Origin of the sequence: Herbaspirillum sp. Sphag64, assembly GCF_014192645.1 — a bacterium.
In the GTDB taxonomy this organism is placed as follows: Bacteria; Pseudomonadota; Gammaproteobacteria; order Burkholderiales; family Burkholderiaceae_D; genus Herbaspirillum.
In genome coordinates, this window is the sequence record NZ_JACHYE010000009.1 from 132108 (window position 1) to 156794 (window position 24687).

Here is a 24687-nt window from a genome sequence, read left to right on the forward strand (position 1 = left end):
CCGCTGCCAATCGAATTTTCTCCCGGTTTTTCATTTATCGTCCATCCCATCATGATCAAACAAGCCCTCATCTCCGTTTCCGACAAGACCGGCGTGCTCGACTTTGCGCGTGCCCTGTCGGGTCTCGGTGTCAACATCCTGTCCACTGGCGGCACTGCCAAACTGCTGGCCGACAATGGCGTCAAAGTCACCGAAGTGGCTGATTACACCGGTTTCCCGGAAATGCTGGATGGGCGCGTCAAGACGCTGCACCCGAAGGTGCACGGCGGCATTCTGGCGCGTCGTGACTTTCCTGAGCACGTTGCCGCACTGGAGCAACACGGCATTCCCGTGATCGACATGGTGGTGGTCAACCTGTATCCGTTCCAGCAAACCGTTGCCAAGGAACAGTGCGCACTGGAAGATGCGATTGAAAACATCGACATCGGTGGCCCTGCGATGCTGCGTTCCTCGGCCAAAAATCACAAGGACGTCATCGTCATCTGTGACCCGGTCGATTACAGCGGCGTGCTGGCTGATCTGCAAGCCAGCGGCGACCTGCCTTATGAAAAACGCTTTGCGCTGGCCAAGAAGGTGTTTGCCCACACCGCCCAATACGACGGCGCCATCACCAACTACTTCACCTCGCTCGGTGAAGACAAGCAACACACCACCCGCAGCGCCTATCCGGAAATCCTGAATCTGCACTACGAAAAAGTACAGGACATGCGCTACGGCGAAAACCCGCATCAATCGGCAGCGTTCTACCGTGACGTCAAGAAGATCGACGGCGCACTCGCCAACTACACCCAGCTGCAAGGCAAGGAACTGTCCTTCAACAACATCGCCGACGCCGATGCTGCGTGGGAATGCGTGAAGACCTTTGATGCCACCGCGACCGCTGCCTGCGTCATCATCAAGCATGCCAACCCTTGTGGCGTGGCGGTTGGTGCGACGCCGCTGGAGTCCTACAGCAAGGCGCTGCAAACCGATCCGACCTCGGCTTTTGGCGGCATCATTGCCTTCAATCGTGAACTCGACGGCGCAGCCGCCGAAGCCGTTGCCAAGCAATTCGTCGAAGTGCTGATCGCTCCAGCCTTCAGCGCCGAAGCCAAAGCCATCTTCGCTGCCAAGCAAAACGTCCGTCTGCTGGAAATCCCGCTCGGTGGTGGTCTCAACGCCTACGACTTCAAACGCGTTGGCGGCGGTTTGCTGGTGCAGTCGCCAGATGCCAAGAACGTACTGGTCGAAGAAATCAAGGTCGTCAGCAAGAAGCAGCCAACCCCACAACAGTTGCAAGACCTGATGTTTGCCTGGCGTGTCGCGAAGTTCGTCAAGTCCAACGCCATCGTGTTCTGCGGCAATGGCATGACACTCGGCGTTGGCGCTGGCCAGATGAGCCGTATCGACTCCGCCCGTATCGCCTCCATCAAGGCACAGAATGCCGGCCTGTCGCTGGCTGGTTCGGCCGTCGCGTCGGATGCCTTCTTCCCGTTCCGCGATGGTCTGGACGTCGTGGTCGATGCTGGCGCCACCTGCGTGATTCATCCAGGCGGCTCGATGCGTGACCAGGAAGTGATCGATGCAGCCAACGAGCGTGATGTTGTGATGCTGCTGACAGGCACCCGCCATTTCCGTCATTAACCTACTCAATCTCGGAGCGCGAGGCTGCACTACTGTGACAACTTTGCGCTACCGAGCTTGAGCAGGTTGAGCTAAGCTTCGCGAATGGCGACATTCGGATAGACTTTCGTCATGAAAATTCTCGGCATCGATCCAGGCTTGCGTACCACCGGTTTTGGTGTGATCCACCAGAACGGCAGCAAACTGACCTACATCGCCTCCGGCACCATCAAGACGCCGGATGCCGAATTGCCACAGCGGCTCAAGGTCATTCTGGCCAGCGTGGCCGAAGTCATTCAGACCTATCAGCCCGATTGCGCGGCGATTGAAAAGGTCTTCGTCAACGTCAATCCCCAATCCACCCTGTTACTCGGCCAAGCCCGTGGTGCGGCGATTTGCGCGCTGGTGCAGGCCGATCTGACAGTTGCCGAATACACCGCGCTGCAGGTCAAGCAATCGGTTGCCGGACACGGCAAAGCACAAAAGCAGCAGGTGCAGGACATGGTACAACGGCTGCTGGCCTTGCCCGGCCTACCCGGCACCGATGCCGCTGATGCGCTGGGTGTCGCGATCTGCCATGCGCACAGCGGTGCGGCCTTGTCCACACTGGGTGCACTGGCACCGACACTGGCCAAAAAGGGGCTGCGTATGCGTGGTGGCCGTCTGATTGGCTAAAAATTGCGCATCACGCATCACAATTGGCAAACACCGATACTGTTTATCCAAACAGTACTGTATCATTCTGAAATCCTCTGAATCACTGCTGATTGCCCGCCATCATGATCGGTCGCCTGTCCGGAATCCTGCTTGAAAAAAATCCCCCGCAACTGCTGGTCGACTGCAATGGCGTCGGCTATGAAGTTGCTGTGCCGATGAGCACCTTTTACAACTTGCCCGGTCTGGGTGAGAAGGTGGTATTGCTGACCCACCTCGCCATTCGCGAAGATGCCCACGTGCTGTTCGGTTTCGGCAGCGCCGAGGAGCGCAATACCTTCAAGGAGCTGATCAAGATTTCCGGTGTCGGTGCGCGCACGGCGTTATCGATCCTGTCAGGCATGTCGGTACCCGATTTGTCGCAGGCCGTGACTTTGCAGGAAGCTGGGCGGCTGACCAAGGTGCCCGGTATCGGCAAAAAGACTGCTGAGCGCCTGCTGCTTGAGTTGAAGGGCAAGCTCGGTGCTGACCTCGGCGCGGTCGGCGGAGCCGTACATCACGATACCACTTCCGATATTCTCAATGCCTTGCTGGCGCTGGGTTATTCCGACAAGGAAGCGACACTTGCCCTCAAACAGGTGCCTGCTGATGCGACGGTATCTGAAGGCATCAAGCATGCACTCAAAGCACTTTCCAAGGCGTAAGCAGGGTAGACCATGAGCATCCAGACCGACGACTTCTCCGAACAACGCATCATCGCGGCCACGCCGGCGTCGGCCAATGAGGAAGCGATCGAGCGCGCCTTGCGCCCCAAGCAACTCGACGAATATGTTGGCCAGGAAAAAGTCCGCGATCAGCTCAGCATTTTCATTTCGGCTGCCCGTCAACGACGTGAAGCACTGGACCACACGCTGCTGTTTGGTCCACCCGGACTGGGCAAGACCACCATGGCCCACATCATCGCCCGAGAGATGGGCGTGAACCTGCGCCAGACTTCCGGCCCGGTGCTGGAGCGCGCCGGCGATCTCGCCGCACTGTTGACCAATCTGGAAGCCAACGACGTTCTCTTCATCGACGAGATTCACCGCCTGTCACCCGTGGTCGAGGAAATCCTCTACCCGGCGCTGGAGGATTATCAAATTGACATCATGATCGGCGAAGGCCCGGCAGCCCGCTCGGTACGACTCGATCTGCAACCGTTCACGCTGGTCGGTGCCACCACCCGCGCCGGTATGCTCACCAACCCGCTGCGCGACCGTTTTGGCATTGTTGCCCGGCTGGAGTTTTATTCGCCACCCGAGCTGGCTCGCATCGTCACCCGCAGCGCCGGGTTACTGAATGCGCCCATTGTCCCCGATGGTGCGCTTGAAATCGCCAAGCGCAGCCGTGGCACACCACGTATTGCCAACCGCCTGCTGCGTCGTGTGCGCGATTACGCCGAGGTCAAGGGCAATGGCGAAATCACCCGGGCTATGGCCGATGCCGCATTGGTCATGCTGGATGTGGATCCGGTCGGTTTTGACCTGATGGACCGCAAGCTGCTCGAAGCAGTCCTGTTCAAATTTAACGGTGGTCCGGTCGGACTCGACAATCTTGCCGCCGCCATCGGCGAAGAGCGCGACACCATCGAAGACGTCTTGGAACCCTATCTGATCCAACAAGGCTACCTCCAGCGCACCCCGCGCGGCCGGGTTGCTACTTCGGCGGCTTACACGCATTTTGGCGTTATGGCACCCCATGCGCATCCGAATGCCGTGGGCGACTTGTGGGGTGGTGCCTAACCATAAGTCGTTAAAAAGCTCGCAATTTAACGATGAGTTTCCTCGAAATAAACAGATTACGTTTCCGTCATATTTCTGTTTTGTGCTTGTGCAAAAATTAATCGTCATCGACAATGGATAGCTATTCACTATCTTTCTGTGCGAGCCTCCCATGCTTATGACGAGCCAAGCCAGTCGCTACGCGCATCAGCTGCTCGATGCCCGTGCTAACACCCAGTTGATTCCCCTGTTGTCTGCCACCGAGCCGCTCGCCATCAATGACGCCTACGACATTGCACGCAGCATCGCCGACATTCGCATTGCACAGGGAGAGCAACCAATCGGGCGCAAGATCGGCTTTGGTGTCCACAAGACCTGGGACAAATATGGTGTGATTGACGATGCACGCGTACCGATCTGGGCGCCCATCTTCGACAGCACCGTGCGCTATGCCGAAGACAATCACGGCACCCAGAGTCTGGTCGGTGCATCGCAGCCCAGAATCGAACCGGAGATCGTCTTCAAACTGGGCAAAGCACCGCATCCCGATGCCGGTCTGGCAGAGCTGGCCGACTGTATCGAGTGGATGGCACACGGCTTTGAGATTGTTACCTGTCCCTTCGCCAACTGGGAATTCACCGTGGCCGATGTGATTGCCGCCTTCGGTTTGCATGGCACCTTGATCATTGGTGAGCCACACGTCTTGTCGTCGGCCACGCGCCACAACCTGGCAACCATTCTTGCCGGCTCCAGTGTGTCGCTGTCGTGCAATACCGATACCGGCAGCAGCCTGCGCGGCGCTGGCTTCTTCAACAACGAGGCAGACAGCCCCCTGCATGCACTATGGCATTTGCATCAGTTGTTGAAAACACAAGGCGACTTTGCACCCTTGAGTGCCGGTGAAATCATTACAACCGGTACCTGGACCGATGCCTACCCGATCGAAGCCGGTCAAACCTGGGTAACGGCCTTTTCCGGCATTGCACTGCCCGGGCTGACGGTCTCCTTTGTCTGAGTTGAACTCCATGCAGATCTGGGTAGATGGTGATGCCTGTCCAGCTGTTATCAAAGACATGCTCTACCGGCTCGCCGAACGCACCCAGATTGTCGTCACGCTGGTGGCAAATCGCCCGGTGCGGGTGCCGCCTTCACGCTATATCAAATCGGTCGTGGTTCCTTCCGGCTTCGATGTCGCCGACAAAGAAATCGTCCTGCGCCTGCAGGCCGGTGATCTCGTTATCAGTGCCGATATTCCCCTGGCCGCAGAAGCGATTGCCAAAGGCGCAGCGGTGCTCAATCCGCGCGGCGAAATGTACACCGCCGACAATATTGCGCAGCATCTGACAATGCGCAATTTCATGGAAGAGCTGCGTAGTGGGGGAGTAGAAACAGGAGGTCCGGCCGCCTTCAGCCAGAGTGATGGCCGCGCATTTGCACGGCAGCTGGAGCGCTACGTCCTGCAACATCAGCCCAAGCCGTGACAACGGCTTGGGCATGTTACGGATAACCGCGGATAGAAATTACTGATCGCGTACCCAAATCTGGCTGCGACCCAGCATCGGTACGCCGATATAACCCCGTACGTTGATCTTCTTGCCATCTTCAATCACGGTTAGTTTGCTCTTGTAAAGCTTGCCGTTACTCGGATCCAGAATCTGGCCGCCGGTATAGGCATCACCGTCCTTCTTTAGCCCGCTCAAAATCGTCATTCCCACAATCGGCTTGCCCTTAAGCTCGCCTTCGCATTCCGTGCATACCGGATTTTGATCTTCACTCGGCTCTAGATACAGCTTCTCGATCTTGCCGGTCAACACGCCATCGGCTTCGGTGATACGAATCAATGCTTCCGTCTTGCCCGTCTCATCGTTAATGTTCTTCCAGAGTCCCACTGGCGAACCATCCGCCCAGGCAGAAGCAGCAGTCAACGCACTCAAGGCGAGCAGGCCAGCACTCAGGGTGTTGCGAAGTTTCATGAAGTCTCCAATTACGGTTAATAAAAAGCACGTTTGTTCTAATTTATGTTAGCCAGTGTAGACAAGCTTATTGAGACAGGCAACAAATTACAGCGAGATACTAATAAAAAAAGGCCGCCATGACTATGCCACGGCGGCCTTGATTGTGGTTGATGCTAGCGTTTATTTCAGTTTCGCCAACTGCTCTTGTAGTTTTGCCAGGGTCGCGGTGAAGTTGGCCAGGCGCTCCTTCTCCTGCGCCACCACGGCTTCTGGCGCACGCGCTACAAAACTCTCGTTGGACAGCTTGCTGTTGGCCTTGATGATCTCGCCACTGATGCGGTCAATTTCCTTGGTCATCCGCACGCGCTCGGCAGCGACGTCAATCTCCACCTTCAGCATCAGCTTGAACTCGCCCACAATCGCCACCGGTGCAGGAGATTCCGGCAACTGCGCAACGATCTGGGTGTCGCTCAGTTTTACCAGCGTTTGCAGATAAGGCAGGAACGAAGCCACTTGTTCAGCATTGGCCGCTTCCACGATCAGCGGTACGCGCAGCGCAGGAGACAACTGCATCTCGCCACGCAGATTACGGCAGGCATCGGTCAGCGTCTTCAACTCGGTCATCCACGCTTCCGCGTCATCGTCGATCTTGTCCAGCTGTGGCAACGGGTAAGGTTGACGCATGATCGAATCACCGGCCGGATCCAGCTTCTTGTCGGTCAATGGCGCCACGCTTTGCCACAACGCCTCGGTGATGAACGGTAGCACCGGATGGGCCAGACGCAATACCGACTCCAGCACCCGCAAGAGGGTGCGGCGGGTGGCAGCTTGCTGTGCCGGATTACCGTTCTGGATTTGCGCCTTGGCCATTTCCAGATACCAGTCGCAATACTCATCCCAGACGAACTTGTAGATGGCCGAAGCAATGTTGTCGAAGCGATAGTCAGCAAAGCCCTTTTCGACCTCTGCCTCGGTGCGCTGCAACAGCGACACGATCCAGCGATCCGCCTGCGAAAACTGCAGCTTCTCCTTGTTGCACTCGCCCTTGACGTGACCGTCAAAGCCGCAATCGTGGCCTTCGGTATTCATCAGCACGAAGCGGGTTGCATTCCACAGCTTGTTGCAGAAATTGCGATACCCCTCGCAGCGACCCAGATCGAAGTTGATATTGCGACCCAGCGTTGCCAGCGAGGCAAAGGTAAAGCGCAGCGCATCGGTACCAAAGGCCGCAATGCCATCGGCAAATTCCTTACGGGTGGCCTTTTCAATGCTGGCGGCCTGCTTCGGATTCATCAGGCCGACGGTACGTTTGGCGACCAGCGCATCGACGTCGATACCATCGATCAGATCAATCGGGTCCAGCGTATTACCCTTGGACTTGGACATCTTCTGTCCACTCGCATCGCGCACCAGACCATGCACATAGACGGTTTTGAACGGTACCTGACCGGTGAAATGCGTGGTCATCATGACCATGCGCGCCACCCAGAAGAAGATGATGTCAAAGCCGGTCACCAGGACTGACGATGGCAGGAACAGCTTGTAGTCCGGTGTTTCTTCCGGCCAGCCCAGGGTCGAGAACGGCACCAGCGCCGACGAGAACCAGGTGTCCAGCACATCGTTGTCACGGGTTACCGTCTTGCCACCGGCTTGCGCGCGTGCTTCTTCCTCGCTGCGTGCAACGTAGACCTTGCCGTCGTCGTCATACCAGGCCGGGATTTGATGACCCCACCACAATTGACGCGAAATACACCAGTCCTGAATATTGTTGAGCCACTGGTTATAGGTGTTGTTCCAGTTTTCGGGGATCAGCTTGATCTCGCCGTTAGCCACCTTCTCCAGCGCCACTTCAGCAATCGACTTGCCGGGGAAGTAAGTGCCTTCCGGTGCTGGTTTGCTCATGGCAACAAACCATTGATCGGTCAGCATTGGCTCGATCACCACACCGGTACGGTCGCCACGCGGCACCATCAGCTTGTGCGGCTTGACCAGTTCCAGCAGGCCCAATGCATCCAGATCAGCGACGATCTGCTTACGTGCTTCAAAGCGGTCCAGACCCTGATACTTTGCCGGGCCGTTTTCATTGACCTTGGCGTCCAGCGTAAAGATGCTGATCTTTTCCAGGTTGTGGCGTGCACCCACGGCATAGTCGTTGAAGTCATGCGCCGGTGTGATCTTCACGCAGCCGGTGCCGAATTCCTTGTCGACGTATTCATCCTTGATGATCGGGATTTCACGCTCAGTCAGCGGCAGCTTCAGCAGCTTTCCCACCAGATGGGCATAGCGTTCATCGGTCGGATCAACTGCCACGGCGACGTCGCCCAGCAGGGTTTCAGGACGGGTCGTTGCCACCACGATATGGCCGCTGCCATCGGCCAGCGGATAACGGATATGCCACATCGAGCCATCTTCCTCTTCCGACACCACTTCCAGATCCGAAACCGCCGTACCGAGTACCGGGTCCCAGTTCACCAGACGCTTGCCGCGATAGATCAAACCTTGCTCAAACAGGCGCACGAAGACTTCGGTGACCGCCTTCGACATCTTCGGGTCCATCGTGAAATATTCACGATCCCAATCGGTCGAGGCACCCATCCGGCGCATCTGACCGGTGATGGTCGAGCCGGACTTCTCTTTCCACTCCCAGACCTTCTCGATGAACTTCTCACGTCCCAGATCATGGCGCGAAATCTTTTGCGCATCCAGCTGACGCTCCACCACGATCTGCGTTGCGATACCGGCGTGGTCGGTACCGGGGATCCAGGCGGTATTGAAGCCGCGCATACGGTGGTAACGGGTCAGGCCATCCATGATGGTCTGATTAAAGGCATGGCCCATATGCAGCGTGCCGGTCACGTTCGGCGGCGGCAGCTGAATGCTGAACGATGGTTTTTCCGGGGCAGTGGTCGCAGCGAAATATCCGCGCTTTTCCCACTCGGTGCGCCAGAATTGTTCAATCTCGGCAGGCTCGAAAGACTTGGCTAATTCCATGATTTGACGTGTGTTTTTGCGAAACCGTCCATTATAAGGGAGGAGCGGGCAAAACCAATGCGCAAGGCTTTACTGAGCCGGTGGTTCCGTGGAATTGGTGACCTTTTTGAGTCCTGGCCGAGGGCAAGTCGAGCGTAAGCCGTCAATATGCTCATTGAGCCCGGCAGGAATGGCTTGCCACATCGGGTCGAGAATGAAGTCAATGCCTTCACGGCGGGCCAGTTTGGCCGCAGGCACAAAATCGGCGTCCCCCGCCACCAGAACGATCTGGTCAACCTGTTTCTTGAAGGCAAGTGAAGAGATGTCAATCCCGATGCGCATGTCTACGCCTTTTTGTCTTGCATTGGGAACCACATCGGCCTCGGTCAGTTGGTCAAATTGTCGTTTACCCTTGAGTAATTCTTCAATCACTCTTGGCTTGATTGTCCAAGGTGTATCGCTGGCGAGATGACCGAGTCTGAGTGCTACCTTGCGTTTTACCTTCAGCAAATTATGCAAACTCTGGCGAAACACTGCCTCTTGAGATTGCGCAAAATCGATGCTCTTTTTTGAAATCGGATTATGTAATTTTTTCTCAAGCGGTGGGCAGTCATAGAAGAAAATGCGATACAGATCGTGTTTCTTCTTTGGCTCTCCGCTGCGGCTATTTTCCGCTTTGGAGGGGCCTTGTGCGAGATGGGATAAGGCACAACGGAATGCCAGTTCGGCTGCACGTTGTGCATCATAGGCATTGTGAGGTTCGATGTGCCTGAATCGTTTGACGAAGTAGGCACCATCAATAAGGACCGCGGTTGACATGTTGTTCCCTTCGTTTCTGGCCTCGAAACGAAAAACGCCCAGGGGTTCGGCTCATCCTGGATAGGTGGATGGCGTACTGCCAAGGGCGGGATGAATGAAGTCTAGCATAGGTTGCATCAAGTTGTCGTCAGGCTGAACTGGCGATTGGAGCAGGTATGTTCGAATTTGGTTCTTGTCACGCTGCTAAAAAATAGCAATTCGGCAAGATTCGATTGACCGCAGTTTTAGCGAACGGTATTCTGACCCCGTCCCTGAGAAAGAGGGGACCGGGTTTGACAGCCTGTTCTTATTGTCCGGCGAAAGGCCGCGTCTTCATGACGCGTTTTTTTCGTCCTGTCTTTGCTCGTCTCTACGGCGGGCCTTGGCGGGGATACCTTCGGGTATGCCGGAAATGGACAGTAAGCCGGTCTGTCAACCTTGTCTTGTGCCCGCCACCCTCGCTCTCTGGCGAGGAGCTGGTGAGTACTTTTCAACGTACGCAACGGAGGCTTCATGATCGACCAAGACCGTAGTTCCGCTAGTCACGACAGTACCACCCACCCGCAGCAAGAATCTCCCACCCATCAGGATTTCCACTGGATCAACAGCGAGTTGCAAGGCACGCTCTACGGTCAGTTGCTGGAAACCACACTCGATGTCTCAGCCGGTATCCACACCTGTCTGCAAATTGTGTACGCCAGCGATCTGGAACGCGCCGGTAATGAGGATGCTGATATGTCAGCACCTCCGGCAGTCGGTATTTTGCAGGCCGATCAATTGATGCGGCTGGCAATTGCTTCAGCCGGTTTGCTGCGCGATGAGGCCCGGCGGCAGGTGGAGTTGCATCAGGAAGTTGATGCCGCTGTATGAAGCTTGCTTCGCCCATCAAAGTGATGTGGCCCATCTGGGCTGACTGAAATTTGGGTACGCCGGCAGGGCTTATCCACCATGTCGGTGTCGATGTTTGGCCGATCAAATGGAATAATCATGAAGATGGTGAAAGTGCTCATTACACTGCTTTTTTGGATAACGGCTATCGCCATCGCATCGCCAGTGGTCGTGCCGCTATCTGGCGATTGGGAATGGCTAAACGCACCGGAGTCGCAGACATTCTCGATCCATTTGGAGCAGCATGGTCGCAACTTGATCGGGCAATACTGTGCAGTCACCCAGAGTGGAAATAAAATAGACTGCGATGCCGATAAAAATCCCAATATCCACGGCATGCTGGATGAAACGGGAACGATTGCAGTCGTTGATTTTTCTTCATTCTTTGGTGGCGATAATGGAAAAGCATCGCTCAACTTTGATGGGAAGAGCTTAATGTGGCATATCACCCGGCAACCTGTTGATGGGCAATCTTACGCTCCCACCGCTGCAACATTGATCCATCGTTAAATTGATGCTGCTGACGCAGCCCAAAATAAACGCCTCACCAAGGCTCTATCCTTGAGCCCAGTCTGGCAGTGAAAGCCAAGCTGTGTTGCCCACAAGCGCATCACTTGTGGGCAGCAATAAAGACAGCGTTTAAATCCAACATTACTTGTCGGCGACCAGTTTGCCTGCTTTGGCCCAGTTCTCGCGTGCAAATTCAGTGAACAACACATCGACGCTCTCGGGCGGGCAGGCCAGCGTTTCAGACGCTACTCGGGTGACTTCGCTCACGAACGCGCGTTTTTGCTCCAGTGTGCGGCCTGCAAACATTTCAACATGGATGATTGGCATAGGTTTTTCCTTGGTCAGGGAGCCGTCGGGTTGACGTCTCAAGGGCTGCAGTGTCGCGTACTTCTGACTGCTAATAAATATGCAATAATTTGAAGCATTTCCTACCTTCAGGTTCTTAATCGTGGATAAGCTAGTTGCCATGTCGATGTTTGTGCGCGTGGTGGAGAGTGGTAATTTCACCGCCGCTGCCAATGCCAGCGGTATTTCTCCCGCCATGGTTGCCAAATATGTGCGCACGATTGAGCAATCGATGGGTGCGCGGCTGCTTCATCGCACCACGCGTCGGCAGCAACTGACGGAAGTCGGTACGCTCTATTACGAGCGCTGTAAACGGGTTCTGGCGGATGTTGAGCTGGCCGACGCAAGCGCCTCTGAATTACAGGCGCGCCCGCGCGGTCTGGTCCGCATCGTGGCACCGGTGACGTTTGGCAGCCATAGTCTGGTGCCGGTATTGACCAATTATCTGGCCCGTTATCCCGATGTGAATGTCGATCTGACGCTGGATAATCGCGTGCCTGATCTGATCAAGGAAGGCTACGAGCTGGGGCTGCACATTGGCACTATTGATGCAGTTGGATTGGTCGCGCGGCCTTTGCGTCCCTACCGCAGAATCATGGCGGCTTCGCCCGCTTATATTGCCGAGCATGGGCAGCCCGAACATCCCGAGCAGTTGACGCAACATAGTTGTCTGGGCCTCTCATACTGGCGTCATCACGACTGCTGGCATCTGGTCGGGCCGGATGGACAGCAGTGTGAGGTGCCTGTGGCCGGGCGATTCAGTGCCAATCAAGGTAGTACCTTGCGTAATGCCGCGATGCATGGTGCCGGTATCGTGCTGCATCCTGAGATGCTGCTGCTGGATGACTTTGCCGCAGGCCGTCTGGTGCCGGTGTTGCCGGCATGGTCTTACAAGCCAACGCCAATGCATCTGATTTATGCACAGGACAGTCGACCAACAGCCAAATTGCGCACAGTGATTGACCTGCTGATGCAGCACTTCGGGCTCAACGCATAAACTACCGGTGGCATCACCGCGACTGATCGCGTTGTAGGATTTCTGCTAAAACAGACAAGTCGATGCCGCCTGAAAGCCTTATCCCATAAGGCATTTCGCCCGGTCAGCGAATACATATCGACATGCTGATATGTCATTTGCTTTCTGTGTTTCTCCGTCTTAGCATCCGCTCATACAGACCTCGCTGTGTGCGCTGTTACTGCCTCACGCTACAGTGCACCGCTCACCCTCCCGATAGGAATTGCAGTTAATGACGCCACGATTTTCTCCCACTCTGGCGACTGCGGTAGTCGCCGTCGCTTCGCTGTTTGCGCTCAGTGCGTGCAACAAGGAATCTGCCAGTACCAGTCAGCAAACGGCGACACAACCGATCGCTGGCGGCACCCTGACCTGGGGTGTCGGCACCGAGCCGACCTGCTTTGATCCCCATAGCTCGTCGCAACAGAATTCGTTTTTCCTGATCCGCAATTTTGTCGATTCATTGGTTGCCAAGCTCGCTGACGGCAGCTTTGTCCCTTGGCTGGCCAAATCGTGGACGGTCTCTGAGGATGGCAAGACCTACAACTTCATACTGCGTGATGACGTTAAATTCACCGATGGCACACCGTTCAATGCCGATGCGGTCAAAGCCAATTTTGATTACATCATCAACAACAAGGGAACCACCTCGGCGTCGGCTTCGCTGTTGGTGCCGTATGACCATATCGAGGTACTCTCGCCGAGTGAACTGAAGATCGTCCTCAAGCAACCTGATTCCACCACGCTGGAGTCGCTGTCCAGCGTCAAGCTGGGGTTCCTCTCGCCGAAGACATTGGCCGAGAATAAAGACCTCTGCGCCGGTGGTCCTGCATTGGTTGGTACCGGGCCTTTCACCTTTGCCAGCTATCAGCGCGGTCAGTCGGTGACCTTCGCCAAGAATCCTGATTACCACTGGGGACCGGCATTTGCACAGCATCAGGGACCAGCGTATCTGGATCAGGTGGTCTATCGCTTTTTGCCGGAAGCCTCGGTACGCACCGGTGCACTCAGCTCGGGGCAGGTTGATTTGATTGAAGGTGTACAGCCGACCGATATTGGGGTGTTCGATAAGGTCGATGGCTTCCAGTATCTGACCGGGCCTTCTGCCACAACCTCCTTCTCTCTCAATATCAACTACACCACCGCGCCGGCCGATGACGTGCGTGTGCGCCGGGCTTTGCGTGATGGTTTTGATCTGGATGCCATCGTCAAGAGTGTGTATCTCGGCACGGTGCGGCGTGCCTGGTCCAATATCGGGCCGGACAATGCCGACCATGCAGCCGCGCTCAACGGTAGCTGGGGCAATAAGGTGGAGCAGGCCAACAAGTTACTCGACGAGGCCGGCTGGACGCAACGCGATGCTGACGGCTTCCGTACCCGCGATGGCAAACGCCTGAGTATTGAAGTCGGCTATCCGCAGCCGTATGTGCGTGACAGCCGCGACGTGCTGATCCGCGCAATTCAGTCGGCGCTGCGGCAAAACATCGGTCTTGACTTGCACCTGCAGATCACCACCGCAGGCGACTTTGCCAATCAGAAGGCGACAGGTAACTGGACCATTTATCCCAATACCGATAATCCTTCCGATGTCGCGATGGAGCTGTGGGACATGCTGGGCGACAAGGGCTTTCTCTATAACGCGATTGCCAAATCCGATCCGGTGATTACCGGCGATATCAATCAGGCGCGCTTGTTGCCAGTTGGTCCGCAACGGCGTGAGCTGCTGGCCAAGATTCAGCAATATGCGGTGGATCAGGCATATATCGTGCCGTTGTTTGCTCCGGCGTATCACGTCGCTGCCAAGAGCACGGTGCACGGTGTCGGCTTTGAGCCGCAACTGGATTCGCCAGCCAGCTCCTACGATCTGTGGACCACACCGGCGTCCAAGTGAGGCATTGACATGCATGCGCCACATTCAGATTGGGAGTAACCATGCACAAGAAAATCCTGCTACGGCTGCTCACCAGTGCACTGGTGCTGTGGCTGGCTGCCAGTGCCACTTTCGTTGCGATCCATGCCTTGCCGGGTCGTATCGAAGATGTGCTGGCGGGGGATCTGACCTATCCCGGTCTGCGTGAAGCCATCAGCGCGCAATGGGGTCTGAATCAATCATTGGGCTGGCAATACACACACTATCTGTTGCGCCTGGCACATGGTGATCTGGGCACCTCGTATGTGATGCAGCAAGCCGTCACACAGATTCTGGCAAGCCAGATCTGGCCGACCGTGCAACTGGCACTGGCTGCCGGTTTGCTGGCGGCGCTGCTGGCAGTGACGGTAGCCACGCTGACCGCCGGTCGTGGTGCCGTCAGTCGCCGTGTGGCCTCCACGGTGGAGCTGACATTGACCTCGACGCCGGTATTCTGGCTGGGCATGTTGCTGCTGATTGCATTCTCGTTCCAGTGGCGCTGGTTTCCGGTCTCTGGTGCAATTGGCTGGAAGTCGCTGGTCTTGCCGGCGGTGACCTTGGCTCTGCCGACCGCCGGCGTGTTGTCACAGGTGATGCGTGAAGCGCTGGAGCAAGCGCTGGAGCAACCGTTTGTCACCACCATCCGTGCACGTGGGCTTGGTGAGCTAGCGTTGCGGCTGCGTCACGTGTTGCGTCATGCCTTGCTGCCGGTCATTACGCTCGGTGGATGGCTGATCGGCAGCCTGCTGGGTGGCGCCGTGATTACCGAAAAAATGTTTGGTCGCCCTGGTATCGGCAGCGTCACTCTCAATGCCGTCACGTCGCAGGACTTGCCGGTGGTGCTTGCAGTGGTATTGCTGGCGGCCTTTATCCACGTGGTCATCTCGACGCTGCTGGATGTGGCGTATCTGTTTATCGATCCAAGATTGAGCACCGCATGAGCACTTCCTTTCCCTTGCCAACAGAACCCGCCGCCGAGCCTATTCTCGGACGCGATACCCATGCCACTGTCAGTCTTCAGGGACCGCGCTGGTATCGGCGCTGGCCGCTTGAGGTCATGATTGCAGTGGGCTTTCTGGCCTTGCTGGCACTGGCGTTGATTGTGCCGCACTGGCTGACCCGGTTTGATCCACTGGTCAGCGATGTCAGTCAGACCTTGCAGCCACCGAGCCTGCAGCACCTGTTCGGCACCGACCGCATTGGTCGTGATGTATTGTCGCGGGTACTGTACGGTGCCCGTTATTCCTTGCTCATCGGGCTAGCCAGCGTGTTGGTCAGTCTGGTCGTTGGTCTGGTGGCGGGTATCGCTGCAGGCGTCGGCAAGCGCTGGGTAGATGAGCCGATAGCACGGGTGTTTGATGTGTTGTCGGCGTTTCCATCGATCTTGCTGTCCTTGTTTGTGGTCACTTTTTTGGGGCAGGGTATCGTCAACATTGCCATTGGTGTTGGTATTGCCGGTATCCCTAAATTCGGTCGGGTGGTTCGCAGCCGCACCTTGCAGATTCGCCGCGCCGACTACGTCACCCATGCCGTGACCTTTGGTGCGAGCCGGGCGCAGGTGTTTTTCCATCACTTGTTGCCCAACGTGCTCAGCGCCGTACCGGTGATTGCCACCATCGACATTGGCACCGCAATCATTGCAGTGGCCGGACTGAGTTTTCTCGGTCTGGGGCCGCAGCCGCCCACGCCGGAGTGGGGCGTGATGCTGGCTGAGGGACGCGATGTGTTGCGTGTGGCCTGGTGGCCCAGTGTCTTTCCGGGACTGGCGATTACCTTGACGGTGATTGCCTTCACCGTGCTGGGCAAGTATCTGCAACGACATTTTGAAGGGCGTCCACGATGACTATCGTTACCGATATCAAAGCACCAAAAGAATCAAAGGCTCCGCTGGTCGATATTGCTGGTTTGCAGATTGCCTTCCCGCATGCCAATGGCGGTGCGCCTTTGGTACGTGGTATAGACCTGCGCCTGCGCGCTGGTGAATGCGTGGCGCTGGTCGGTGAATCGGGTTCCGGCAAGAGCCTCACTGCACGCAGTCTGCTTGGTCTGGCAGGTCCGGGAGCGCAGGTCAGCGCGACACGCTTTGTGATCGATGGTCGTGATGCACTGGAATTCGGCGAACGTGACTGGCGCGCATTGCGCGGTACCTTTGCCGGGCTGGTGATGCAGGATGCGTTAGTGTCGCTGGACCCCTTGCGCACCATCGGTGCCGAGATCGGTGAAGTGATCGCTCATCATCGCCTGTTGCGCAGCCGCCGTGAGATTGAAGCCCGGGTTCAGCAAGTGATGACGGATGTCGGGATTCCCGACCCGGCGCAACGTGCCCGGCAGCATGCCCACGAACTATCGGGCGGCTTGCGTCAACGCGCATTAATTGCTGCCGCCGTCGCCGGTCAGCCTGCTTTGATCATTGCCGACGAACCCACCACGGCACTCGATGTCACCGTGCAGGCCCAGGTGCTGGCGGTTTTGCGTGAGCGCTTGCAGCAAGGCGCGGCGGTACTGCTGGTCAGCCATGATCTGTCGGTAGTGGCAGGTATTGCAGATCGGGTGCTGGTCATGCATGACGGTGCGGTGGTCGATGCTGGTACGCATGATGAAGTCTTGCATAACCCACGCCATCCCTACACCCGGCAATTACTCGCAGCACGACCATCGGCCAGCTCACGCGGCCATCATCTGAGCTCAGCCCGCTTTGTCAGTGCCAGTGCATCAACCGCAGCGCATATCGAGCGCGAGCCATTGCCCGCCAGACAGGTGGACCGCAGCCGTAGCGTGCTGGAGGTGAGCGGTATCGCTAAGCACTACCGCAGCAAGGGTGCCAATGGCAGATTGACTGCGCTCGAAGATGTCTCATTCAGTATTGCCGCAGGAGAGGTGCTGGGCATCGTTGGTGAGTCAGGTTCAGGCAAGAGTACGTGCGCCAGGATTGTATTGGGCTTGCTGGCACCGGATGCAGGCGAGGTGCAATTGCTTGGCAGCCGCTGGAACGGTAAAGAGATCGATGAATCTGCCCGTCGTACTTTGCGTACGCGGCTGCAAACCATTCCGCAAGATCCATTAAGCTCCTTCGACCCACGCTATACCGTGCGCCGTTTGCTGGAAGAGAGCCTGCTGTCTCAAGCCATGTCGCCATCGCAAACGCTGGCGCGTTCGGTGGAGTTACTGGAGCAGGTGGGTTTGTCGGCCGCATTCCTGGAACGACGCCCACTGCAACTATCGGGCGGTCAACGTCAGCGTATTGCGATTGCGCGTGCGCTGGCGCCTCAACCAGCGCTGATCGTCTGCGACGAGCCGGTATCGGCGCTGGACGTCTATGTACAGGCGCAGGTGCTCGATTTACTAGCTGAGTTGCAGGCAAAACTCGGAACGTCATTGCTGTTCATCTCACATGATCTGGACGTGGTCCAGCACATCAGCGACCGCGTACTGGTATTCAAGGACGGGCGATTGATTGAGCAGGGCGATGCTGCACAGGTGTTTGCGCGCCCCGTACATCCCTATACACAAGCGCTGGTGTCAGCGTCGCAGCCGCAGTGGGAGAATCATGCCGCAGCCGCGTGAGTGCTAGCGTCCAGAAAAAAGCGCCACCACGCTCCCCGGTGCATCCGAATCAAAAAAACGCTGATGATTGTTGAAGGTCTGCACCGCTGCTGCTTCACTGCGGGGGAATAAGGCGCGCTCATAGTCAGCCAGTCCAGTCTCTATGCTTGTGAGGTTTGCAGCAATGGCTTGTCCCAGTTCGGCGCCATCGAGAATGGCAAGATTGGCACCTTCTCCTGCAAATGGCGACATCAGATGCGCAGCGTCGCCCAGCAAGGTAACGCCCGGCACACGCTGCCACCGGTGATTGTTTGGCAGTGCATGGATCAGTCTGATCACTGGTGCTATATCTCCCTCGGTAATCAATGGCTTCAGTTGCGGTGCCCAGTCGGTAAATTCAGCTGCAATGCGATCCAGCCCTGTTGCAGGATCGCTGAAATCAATTGCGTTGATCCATGTCGCTGGCTTGTTCACGGCGATGTAGGATCGCAAGTCACCATTGCCATAGCGGTGCGCCAAGATGGCCTTGCCGGGTGCTACCGCCATCAGCGTGCCCGTGCCGATGGCGCTCGCAGTGGCGGGATATCGGTTGTCGCCGTCGGTAATACTGGTTTCAATAAAGGTGGTACCGACGTAATGTGGCTGTGCAGCGGAGACCAGCGGCCGCACTTTTGACCAGGCTCCGTCAGCACCAATCAGAAGATCGGTCGTCACAGCGCTGCCATCAGCAAACGTCAATTGATGCTGGCCGTTGCCAAGTGACGTGATCTGGGTGAGTTTATGGCCCCATTTCACCGTCTCAGCCGGTAAAGAACTAATGAGTAGCTGGCGTAGTGCGCCACGATCTACCTCGGGTCGGGCACGGCTGCCAAGACTGGGCTTATCGAGCAAGATATTGCCGTGCTGGTCTACGACGCGTTTGGCATCTTCACTTGGCAAGACCAGCCCAAGAAATTGCGTGTACAAACCAGCAGCTTTCAGCCCACGCTGTCCGTTGGTTTCATGGATATCCAGCAATCCACCTTGCGTACGGCTGTCGGGTGATGCCTCAGCTTCGTAGATGATGGCCGGGATGTCATGCAGATGCAGAACACGGGCGAGTGTCAGGCCGCCGAGGCCGGCACCGATGATGGCAATGTGCGGTGTGGTAGTTGCAGTTGCTGCGGAAGGTAGCGTGAAGGTCATGATGCGTTCCTATCAGAGCGACAAGTCGCGCCGGGGCACGACAGTCACAATAAAATCCGACAGATGTCGGGGGAAACGCTGGCCGACCTCACTGGTGTGTTGGTAGACGTGTACGCGGTTATCTGATGGATTGGGCTCGTTGCCAACAACATGCAGAAACCGTTTTTCGCGTAGTACGGATGCGTAGTATGCCATAAGCCCAGAGCGCCAGATGGTGATCAAAGCGTGACGGACATTCGCATACCAAGATGGTTGTCATTCTTTCATTAAAAATATTGCTTATTGGAAATTCATGTCCTAAGGTGGTCTTGTCACCCCTCGTTTTGCAGGGGTGGCTACCGGCATCGGTTGCCGGTATTTTTTCGGATAAGGAGATCATGATGGGCGTTAAATTGAGAAACCTAAGCATACTGTGTGACTACGCAACCCCTGAAAAATATACGGCACTGGAGCTGCACATGGAGTTGCCGATTCCACACCAGGACATTGCACAGGTTCAGGGATGGCTGGGCGAGGGAAACTGGCACGCCAGTGCCGACTATCTTGCCAATAAGTATCCGCAACATCGCGGCGTGATTCACGAATGGATGGAGGCCAGTCAGGCCCGTAGTGAAGGGCGTCATGCGCTGGTGAGTCTGGCCGCATAATTTACGCACATAAACTGGTCAGTTCCTTCAGTGGAAAATAAACCCTGGGTGGCAATGGTGCGCTTTGTTGTCGTCGCGCTTTTTTTCGACGCATTGGCACCATTGTTGCCGTATATGGCTGACGGTAACGCAATCTCGGTTCAGCAGTTTCAATCGCTTCTGGGAGCCTGTTATCTCGTCTTCGCTTTGTCACAACTGGCATCGGCCTCGATCATCGCGGTGCTTGGTGTGTATCGCGCCATTGCACTGTCCAGCCTCAGCATGAGTGGTGTCGGCCTGGTGATGTGTCTGGCCGAGGATGCGATGGTGTTTTCCAGCATGTTCCTCACGTTGTTTGCCTGTAATGGCGTTGGTGCGAATGCCACACGGGTCGCGTTACGCACAGCCAGTTCGGAGGCCGGCTTCAAACGGTTGCTGGCATGGATCACCGGTGCGGTAGAAATCAAGCAGATGGCAATGCCCGTCGTAGTCGCAGCGATTACCGCCGCATTCGGTTGGCGTTGGGCGCTCGCCGCGCTGGTGTTGCCGGTGTTGCTGGTGGGCGGCTGGATGCAATTGATGCCCCGGCAATGGCCTGCGGCGCAAGCCAATGCAGTGACATCAGGATGGATCAAGATTGCGTCAACGCGGACATTTTTGATGCCGACCTTGATCGCAGCGGCATTCGAGATCGGCTTCAGTCCGGTGAGTGCGCGGCTTCCCTTTATTCTTTCGACTGAACTCGCACTAAGTCCGCTGATGACGGGACTGGTTCTGTCTTGCAGCAGCGCCGCGGTCGCTGCCGGCTTGCTGATCAGTGGTTACCTCGCAACGTCTCGTTCCAGCCGGAGTTTGATCAATCTCGGCTTGCTCCTGCTTTGCACCGGATTGTGCTGCACCGTCGCAGGCACGCAGTTTGGCTGGCACTACGCGGTTTCGGGCATGATTGTGATGCAGACAGCGTGCGGTTTCATTGTGATTCCTTGCGCTGCCGATGCGATCAATACCGTTGAGGTTGACCGCGTCAGGGCATCGGCCTTGTTCGGATTTGTGCAGCCAGTGGTATGCGGTCTCGCAGTGGCATTCGCGGCGCTGATCCCTGGCTCGGGCACCGTCGTTGCCCTGTTGATGATGGCGTTATCGTTGTGCCTGATGGTTCTGCTGCTGGCCTATCGCCAATGAATTACCGGCGATTTCAGGCGATCTCACCCAGTGCCTGCAAATCATTTTCCTTGACCGAATCCTGAATCGCAGCAAGCGTTTGCGCGAGGTGTTGTTTCACGATTTTTTGCACCAGCCGACCATCCTTTTTCTCGAAGCCTTCCAGAATCATCGCGTGTTCGTCATTGTCAGCCTGCTGGATTTGCGGATGGATGAAAATGGATAGTGAGACATACGGCTCAGCAATCACCAACAGATTTTTGACCATGTCATACAGGCGTGAGGACTCTTCACTGAGCATTAGCCGTAGATGAAACTCCCGGTTCAACGCCGACCATTGATGCGGATCCGTCGTCGCGCACATCAGCGCATGAATGTCCTGCGCCTTTTTCAATGACTCCGGCGTGATGGATCGCACGGCTTTTTTGGCCAGCAGCGGCTCTAGCGCAATCCGTAGTTCGTAGATTTCAGCCACATCATCCACCGTCAGCCCTTTGACCACCACGCCCTTGTTGGCATCAATCGAGACCAGTCCTTCCGAACGCAAACCGCGAAACGCCTCCCGCACCGGTGTTGTACTGACCTCGAAGCGCTTCGCGACTTCATCCTGACGCAGCTTGTCGCCGGGCCGATAGTGGCCGGACAGGATGTCGTTGCGCAACTGGTTGAGAACGTGTTGCTCGATGGTCTTGAATACTTTTGGCATAGATGGTCTACGCGGGATGACAGTGGATCAATTGACGGGTGGCAGCAGGCTCGGTGCACTGAGCGCTGGCAGTATCGTACTGAGCCACTGGGCTGTCAACAGCGTGTCCCAATCCTTGTTTCCGGCACCGATCAGTTGCACGCCAAAAGGGAGCAAGTCATTGGAGAAGCCCGAGGGTACCGTCACTGCTGGCAAGCCCAGCAAGGTTGCCGGCGCGCAGAAGGAGGCGTCGCCGGTTTTTTGCAATCCTTTCAGCGCCGTCGTTGGAGAGGTAATGCTGAGAATGACATCAACCTCAGTGAACAAGGCATCACGTCGCGCACGCAGTTGCGCCAGTTCTGTCAGCAACGCGGCATAGCGGGTGGCATCAATGGCGGCACCGCGCGCCATCAACTCGCGTGTGTAGTCGCCAGCCAATGCCTCCTTGCCAGCGATATCAGGGGCGATCGCGGCATGTGCTTCATAGGCCAGGATGTCACTGGTCAAGGCATTCAGATCACGGATATCGCTCTCAAAGTCGACCTCGACACACGCGACCCCAAACGCAGCAAGCCGCGCCAGCACGGCGTCAAAATTTTGCTGTACCGCGGTATCGACCTGCGCCCATTGCGAGGAGCGATAAACCCCGACCTTGCGTGGGCGCAGACCTTGCAGGTTAAAACGTGCGGCATCGACATCAGTCCCTTGCACCACGATGGCATGGCAGACCGCAGCCCAATAAACACTGGAAGTGATAAAGCCGAGATGATCCAGACTAGCGGCCAGTTGGTGTACGCCATTCGTTGGAATCAGACCAAAGGTCGGCTTGTATCCGACTGCACCACAATACGAGGCCGGACGGATGATTGAGCCGACGGTTTGGGTGCCGAGCCCAATATTCACAATGCCAGCACCAACCGCCGCCGCAGAACCGCTGGAAGACCCCCCCGGACTATGCGCCGGGTTCCATGGGTTGACCGTCGCACCGGGATCACGCCAGGCAAATTCGGTGGTGACCGTTTTTCCAAAGATGATCGCACCCGCAGCCCGCAGCTTGCTGACGATCCACGCATCCTGCGCTGGTTGATGCCCCTCAAACACCTTGGAGCCGTAGGTGGTTGGCATGTCGGCAGTATCGATCAGATCCTTGACCGCAATTGGTACCCCAGCCAGCGCACCACCAGAGTGAACCGTTGCCTTATAGGTGGTAGGGCGATAGTTGAACGCATGCAATGCACCGTCAATGCGCGCGGCATGGGCGATGGCCTGATCAAGGGTGATGGCTGGTGTGCTGGGTGTACGCATGATCTGCTCTTTACGATGTAGGGCAATGAAAAATCAATGAAAAATATCAGGGCTTGCTGGCCTTCTCGGCAAAGCTGTTGTTGACCGCACTCTCGTAGGTTACTTCACCAGCCTTGATGTTGCCGATGGAAATCTGCAGATCCAGCCCGGCCTGGAAGGCCTGCTTTGAAATACTCGGGTTCGCCGGGTAAATCTTTTGATCCAGCAAACGCTTAACGGCCGCTTCCACGACGCTCTTCTCCAGCGACGGAAATTCCTGCACAGCGACCCGATAGGCAACTTGTGGATTGGTCTGCATCAGCTTCTCCGCTTCGGCGATGGCAGTGACAAAGCTTTGTACCATCTGCGGCCGCTTCTCGAGCGTTGATTTCAAGGTATCGATGGTAGAGAACGCATAGACACCGTCATATTGTTTGGCAAAGTCATAGACGATCTTGTAGCCGCTTGCCAACGCCTGCTCCACCTGCGGTTGGTACATCGTGGCAGCGGCAGCACGACCAGCGGTGACCGGTGCAATCTCGGTACCGATAGCCACCGTGTTGAGCTTGACGCTGCTCATGCCTTTTTCCTTGAGCAGGTTTTGCAGCAGATAAGTACTGGTCGATGGTGGAATCGCGGTAGAAACGGTCTGATCCTTGACATCGGCCAGCGACTTGATCGGCGAGTTCGGTGGTGCCACCATCCACACCGGCACACCGGAAACGATCATCGCCACATTGGTCAGCGCAGCGCCTTTGAGATTGGCCAGCACCGCTGTCATCGGGTCTTGCAGCGAGAAGTCGCCGTGTCCGCCGATCACCGCAGCAACCCCTTGGGCGCCACTACCGGCGGTGATTTTTTGGACATCCAGTCCATTCTTGGTGAACAGGCCTTCATCGATGGCCACATACAGCGGCAAATACTGAATCGACTGAAAGGCCTGATAGACGACGGCTTTTTCTGCAGCGAACGCATGCGGTGCGGCGACACAGGCAGCCGTCATGAGGCTGACACCGAGTACGCTACGCAGGGACTTCATTGTGCGACTTTCCATGACACGATCCTCTCTTCGATAAGTTGGACAACCCAGGTAAGCATGGCGGCCATGAGCGTCAGAATCACGACACCCAGCCAGACCGTATTGAGATCGAACAAAGAGCCAGCGACAAACACCGCATGCCCGAGTCCGTTTTCGGAAGCAATGAATTCACCGACCACCGCACCGATCAGCGCGAAGCCGATATTGATCCGCAAGATCGAGAAAATCCACGGTACCGAAGCCGGGACGATCAGCTTCTTGAAAATCATCGCGCGCGGCGCCTTGAAGGACTTGAAGAGGTTCAGTAAGTCCTTGTCCACCTCTTGCGCGGCGGCGCAGGCAGAAATCATCGCTACCGCAAAGGTAGAGATGCCAGCCAGCCAGACCTTGGACACCATGCCGGAACCAAACCAGATGATGATCAGCGGTCCCAGTGCAATCTTGGGGATGCTGTTGAGCAGGATCGAAAACTGCTCGACGATATCCGAGGTGCGTGGATAAAACCACAACACCAACCCCAGGATGATGCCAAGGCTGCTGCCGATCAGCAGGCCCAGCAAAGTCTCCAGCAGCGTGATCCAGGTATCGCTGAGCAGACTGCCCTTGGTCAGGCCGATCACCGCTGAATGGTAGATACCAATCGGCGAGCCCAGCAGCTGCCCGTTGATCCAGTTGGCCTGCGCCGCCATTTGCCAGAGCACCAGCAGCGCGAGCAAGACAGTGGTGACGATAGCGGTAGCGCCGTTACGTTTTTTCAT

Annotated in this window: 24 protein-coding genes; 15 read left to right on the forward strand and 9 right to left on the reverse strand. The window is 56.5% G+C overall.

Going from position 1 to position 24687, the window contains the following annotated elements; translation table 11 throughout:
- Nucleotides 1–51: 51 nt before the first annotated feature.
- The 6 genes from purH to FHW66_RS15055 all read left to right on the forward strand — a co-directional run bounded on the left by purH (nucleotide 52) and on the right by FHW66_RS15055 (nucleotide 5497).
- Entirely contained in the window at nucleotides 52–1623 is a 1572-nt protein-coding gene (gene purH, locus FHW66_RS15030) for a bifunctional phosphoribosylaminoimidazolecarboxamide formyltransferase/IMP cyclohydrolase (RefSeq protein WP_183380666.1), read from the forward strand.
- 111 nt (nucleotides 1624–1734) lie between these two features.
- A complete protein-coding gene (ruvC, locus tag FHW66_RS15035) occupies nucleotides 1735–2277 on the forward strand; it encodes a crossover junction endodeoxyribonuclease RuvC (protein ID WP_183380625.1) in 543 nt (180 codons plus the stop codon).
- 104 nt (nucleotides 2278–2381) lie between these two features.
- Complete coding sequence (gene ruvA / locus FHW66_RS15040) at nucleotides 2382–2960, forward strand: Holliday junction branch migration protein RuvA (RefSeq protein WP_183380667.1); 579 nt, start codon at nucleotides 2382–2384, stop codon at nucleotides 2958–2960.
- 12 nt (nucleotides 2961–2972) lie between these two features.
- On the forward strand, nucleotides 2973–4037 hold the full coding sequence (gene ruvB / locus FHW66_RS15045) for a Holliday junction branch migration DNA helicase RuvB (RefSeq protein WP_183380626.1): 1065 nt from the start codon (nucleotides 2973–2975) through the stop codon (nucleotides 4035–4037).
- Nucleotides 4038–4188: 151 nt separating this feature from the next.
- Complete coding sequence (locus FHW66_RS15050; protein WP_183380627.1) at nucleotides 4189–5031, forward strand: 2-keto-4-pentenoate hydratase; 843 nt, start codon at nucleotides 4189–4191, stop codon at nucleotides 5029–5031.
- 10 nt (nucleotides 5032–5041) lie between these two features.
- On the forward strand, nucleotides 5042–5497 hold the full coding sequence (locus FHW66_RS15055; RefSeq protein ID WP_183380628.1) for a YaiI/YqxD family protein: 456 nt from the start codon (nucleotides 5042–5044) through the stop codon (nucleotides 5495–5497).
- 39 nt (nucleotides 5498–5536) lie between these two features.
- Here FHW66_RS15055 and FHW66_RS15060 read toward each other — a convergent pair whose 3' ends face one another.
- From FHW66_RS15060 to FHW66_RS15070, 3 genes are all read right to left on the reverse strand, one after another.
- Nucleotides 5537–5989: a DUF2147 domain-containing protein gene (locus FHW66_RS15060; RefSeq protein ID WP_183380629.1), complete on the reverse strand. Its 453-nt coding sequence runs from the start codon at nucleotides 5987–5989 to the stop codon at nucleotides 5537–5539.
- 162 nt (nucleotides 5990–6151) lie between these two features.
- The gene (locus FHW66_RS15065; protein WP_183380630.1) at nucleotides 6152–8962 is read right to left on the reverse strand and encodes a valine--tRNA ligase; all 2811 of its coding nucleotides are present in this window, start codon (nucleotides 8960–8962) and stop codon (nucleotides 6152–6154) included.
- 69 nt (nucleotides 8963–9031) lie between these two features.
- Nucleotides 9032–9760, reverse strand: coding sequence for an NYN domain-containing protein (locus FHW66_RS15070; protein WP_183380631.1), 729 nt, complete (start codon nucleotides 9758–9760; stop codon nucleotides 9032–9034).
- Between the two features lie 492 nt (nucleotides 9761–10252).
- Here FHW66_RS15070 and FHW66_RS15075 point away from each other — a divergent pair, with 492 nt between their 5' ends.
- Together FHW66_RS15075 and FHW66_RS15080 are read left to right on the forward strand one after the other, a co-directional pair.
- Nucleotides 10253–10609 (forward strand): hypothetical protein, encoded by a 357-nt coding sequence (locus FHW66_RS15075; protein WP_183380632.1) that lies wholly within the window; start codon nucleotides 10253–10255, stop codon nucleotides 10607–10609.
- A gap of 117 nt (nucleotides 10610–10726) precedes the next feature.
- The gene (locus FHW66_RS15080) at nucleotides 10727–11137 is read left to right on the forward strand and encodes a hypothetical protein (RefSeq protein ID WP_183380633.1); all 411 of its coding nucleotides are present in this window, start codon (nucleotides 10727–10729) and stop codon (nucleotides 11135–11137) included.
- 141 nt (nucleotides 11138–11278) lie between these two features.
- Here FHW66_RS15080 and FHW66_RS20985 read toward each other — a convergent pair whose 3' ends face one another.
- Entirely contained in the window at nucleotides 11279–11680 is a 402-nt protein-coding gene (locus FHW66_RS20985) for a 4-oxalocrotonate tautomerase (RefSeq protein ID WP_370543476.1), read from the reverse strand.
- On the opposite strand from FHW66_RS20985, the gene FHW66_RS15090 reads away from it, so the two are divergent.
- The 5 genes from FHW66_RS15090 (at nucleotide 11586) to FHW66_RS15110 (ending at nucleotide 17970) form a co-directional block, all read left to right on the forward strand.
- Entirely contained in the window at nucleotides 11586–12479 is an 894-nt protein-coding gene (locus tag FHW66_RS15090; protein ID WP_183380635.1) for a LysR family transcriptional regulator, read from the forward strand. The two genes, FHW66_RS20985 and FHW66_RS15090, sit on opposite strands and share 95 nt — an antisense overlap.
- A gap of 250 nt (nucleotides 12480–12729) precedes the next feature.
- Nucleotides 12730–14388: an ABC transporter substrate-binding protein gene (locus FHW66_RS15095; protein WP_183380636.1), complete on the forward strand. Its 1659-nt coding sequence runs from the start codon at nucleotides 12730–12732 to the stop codon at nucleotides 14386–14388.
- Nucleotides 14389–14429: 41 nt separating this feature from the next.
- A complete protein-coding gene (locus tag FHW66_RS15100) occupies nucleotides 14430–15347 on the forward strand; it encodes an ABC transporter permease (protein WP_183380637.1) in 918 nt (305 codons plus the stop codon).
- Nucleotides 15344–16249 (forward strand): ABC transporter permease, encoded by a 906-nt coding sequence (locus tag FHW66_RS15105; protein WP_183380638.1) that lies wholly within the window; start codon nucleotides 15344–15346, stop codon nucleotides 16247–16249. The genes FHW66_RS15100 and FHW66_RS15105 overlap by 4 nt, the downstream gene beginning before the upstream one ends.
- A complete protein-coding gene (locus FHW66_RS15110; RefSeq protein ID WP_183380639.1) occupies nucleotides 16246–17970 on the forward strand; it encodes an ABC transporter ATP-binding protein in 1725 nt (574 codons plus the stop codon). The genes FHW66_RS15105 and FHW66_RS15110 overlap by 4 nt, the downstream gene beginning before the upstream one ends.
- A gap of 3 nt (nucleotides 17971–17973) precedes the next feature.
- Here FHW66_RS15110 and FHW66_RS15115 read toward each other — a convergent pair whose 3' ends face one another.
- Entirely contained in the window at nucleotides 17974–19134 is a 1161-nt protein-coding gene (locus FHW66_RS15115; protein ID WP_183380640.1) for an NAD(P)/FAD-dependent oxidoreductase, read from the reverse strand.
- 308 nt (nucleotides 19135–19442) lie between these two features.
- Between FHW66_RS15115 and FHW66_RS15120 the strand changes: the two genes are divergently transcribed.
- Together FHW66_RS15120 and FHW66_RS15125 are read left to right on the forward strand one after the other, a co-directional pair.
- Nucleotides 19443–19781 carry a hypothetical protein gene (locus FHW66_RS15120; protein WP_255458995.1) on the forward strand — a complete coding sequence of 113 codons (339 nt, stop codon included), beginning with the start codon at nucleotides 19443–19445 and terminating at the stop codon, nucleotides 19779–19781.
- 30 nt (nucleotides 19782–19811) lie between these two features.
- A complete protein-coding gene (locus FHW66_RS15125) occupies nucleotides 19812–20942 on the forward strand; it encodes an MFS transporter (RefSeq protein WP_183380641.1) in 1131 nt (376 codons plus the stop codon).
- A gap of 13 nt (nucleotides 20943–20955) precedes the next feature.
- Here FHW66_RS15125 and FHW66_RS15130 read toward each other — a convergent pair whose 3' ends face one another.
- From FHW66_RS15130 to FHW66_RS15145, 4 genes are read right to left on the reverse strand one after another with little or no spacing between them, the layout of a single operon-like run.
- Nucleotides 20956–21627, reverse strand: coding sequence for a GntR family transcriptional regulator (locus tag FHW66_RS15130; RefSeq protein WP_183380642.1), 672 nt, complete (start codon nucleotides 21625–21627; stop codon nucleotides 20956–20958).
- A gap of 27 nt (nucleotides 21628–21654) precedes the next feature.
- On the reverse strand, nucleotides 21655–22911 hold the full coding sequence (locus FHW66_RS15135; RefSeq protein WP_183380643.1) for an amidase: 1257 nt from the start codon (nucleotides 22909–22911) through the stop codon (nucleotides 21655–21657).
- Between the two features lie 46 nt (nucleotides 22912–22957).
- Complete coding sequence (locus tag FHW66_RS15140; RefSeq protein WP_183380644.1) at nucleotides 22958–23944, reverse strand: ABC transporter substrate-binding protein; 987 nt, start codon at nucleotides 23942–23944, stop codon at nucleotides 22958–22960.
- Nucleotides 23926–24687 carry an ABC transporter permease gene (locus FHW66_RS15145; RefSeq protein ID WP_183380645.1) on the reverse strand — a complete coding sequence of 254 codons (762 nt, stop codon included), beginning with the start codon at nucleotides 24685–24687 and terminating at the stop codon, nucleotides 23926–23928. Before FHW66_RS15145 ends, FHW66_RS15140 begins: the two co-directional genes overlap by 19 nt.

What these genes read in the sequence shown, in the direction of transcription:
- FHW66_RS15135 (WP_183380643.1), bottom strand. Translation starts at nt 22,911, where the DNA reads ATGCGTACACCCAGCACACCAGCCATCACCCTTGATCAGGCCATCGCC.
- FHW66_RS15145 (WP_183380645.1), bottom strand. Translation starts at nt 24,687, where the DNA reads ATGAAAAAACGTAACGGCGCTACCGCTATCGTCACCACTGTCTTGCTC.
- FHW66_RS15100 (WP_183380637.1), top strand. Translation starts at nt 14,430, where the DNA reads ATGCACAAGAAAATCCTGCTACGGCTGCTCACCAGTGCACTGGTGCTG.
- purH (WP_183380666.1), top strand. Translation starts at nt 52, where the DNA reads ATGATCAAACAAGCCCTCATCTCCGTTTCCGACAAGACCGGCGTGCTC.
- FHW66_RS15130 (WP_183380642.1), bottom strand. Translation starts at nt 21,627, where the DNA reads ATGCCAAAAGTATTCAAGACCATCGAGCAACACGTTCTCAACCAGTTG.
- FHW66_RS15065 (WP_183380630.1), bottom strand. Translation starts at nt 8,962, where the DNA reads ATGGAATTAGCCAAGTCTTTCGAGCCTGCCGAGATTGAACAATTCTGG.
- FHW66_RS15105 (WP_183380638.1), top strand. Translation starts at nt 15,344, where the DNA reads ATGAGCACTTCCTTTCCCTTGCCAACAGAACCCGCCGCCGAGCCTATT.
- FHW66_RS15115 (WP_183380640.1), bottom strand. Translation starts at nt 19,134, where the DNA reads ATGACCTTCACGCTACCTTCCGCAGCAACTGCAACTACCACACCGCAC.
- FHW66_RS20985 (WP_370543476.1), bottom strand. Translation starts at nt 11,680, where the DNA reads ATGGCGGGAGAAATACCGCTGGCATTGGCAGCGGCGGTGAAATTACCA.
- FHW66_RS15110 (WP_183380639.1), top strand. Translation starts at nt 16,246, where the DNA reads ATGACTATCGTTACCGATATCAAAGCACCAAAAGAATCAAAGGCTCCG.
- FHW66_RS15060 (WP_183380629.1), bottom strand. Translation starts at nt 5,989, where the DNA reads ATGAAACTTCGCAACACCCTGAGTGCTGGCCTGCTCGCCTTGAGTGCG.
- ruvA (WP_183380667.1), top strand. Translation starts at nt 2,382, where the DNA reads ATGATCGGTCGCCTGTCCGGAATCCTGCTTGAAAAAAATCCCCCGCAA.
- ruvB (WP_183380626.1), top strand. Translation starts at nt 2,973, where the DNA reads ATGAGCATCCAGACCGACGACTTCTCCGAACAACGCATCATCGCGGCC.
- FHW66_RS15070 (WP_183380631.1), bottom strand. Translation starts at nt 9,760, where the DNA reads ATGTCAACCGCGGTCCTTATTGATGGTGCCTACTTCGTCAAACGATTC.
- FHW66_RS15095 (WP_183380636.1), top strand. Translation starts at nt 12,730, where the DNA reads ATGACGCCACGATTTTCTCCCACTCTGGCGACTGCGGTAGTCGCCGTC.
- FHW66_RS15140 (WP_183380644.1), bottom strand. Translation starts at nt 23,944, where the DNA reads ATGGAAAGTCGCACAATGAAGTCCCTGCGTAGCGTACTCGGTGTCAGC.
- FHW66_RS15050 (WP_183380627.1), top strand. Translation starts at nt 4,189, where the DNA reads ATGCTTATGACGAGCCAAGCCAGTCGCTACGCGCATCAGCTGCTCGAT.
- FHW66_RS15075 (WP_183380632.1), top strand. Translation starts at nt 10,253, where the DNA reads ATGATCGACCAAGACCGTAGTTCCGCTAGTCACGACAGTACCACCCAC.
- ruvC (WP_183380625.1), top strand. Translation starts at nt 1,735, where the DNA reads ATGAAAATTCTCGGCATCGATCCAGGCTTGCGTACCACCGGTTTTGGT.
- FHW66_RS15080 (WP_183380633.1), top strand. Translation starts at nt 10,727, where the DNA reads ATGAAGATGGTGAAAGTGCTCATTACACTGCTTTTTTGGATAACGGCT.
- FHW66_RS15055 (WP_183380628.1), top strand. Translation starts at nt 5,042, where the DNA reads ATGCAGATCTGGGTAGATGGTGATGCCTGTCCAGCTGTTATCAAAGAC.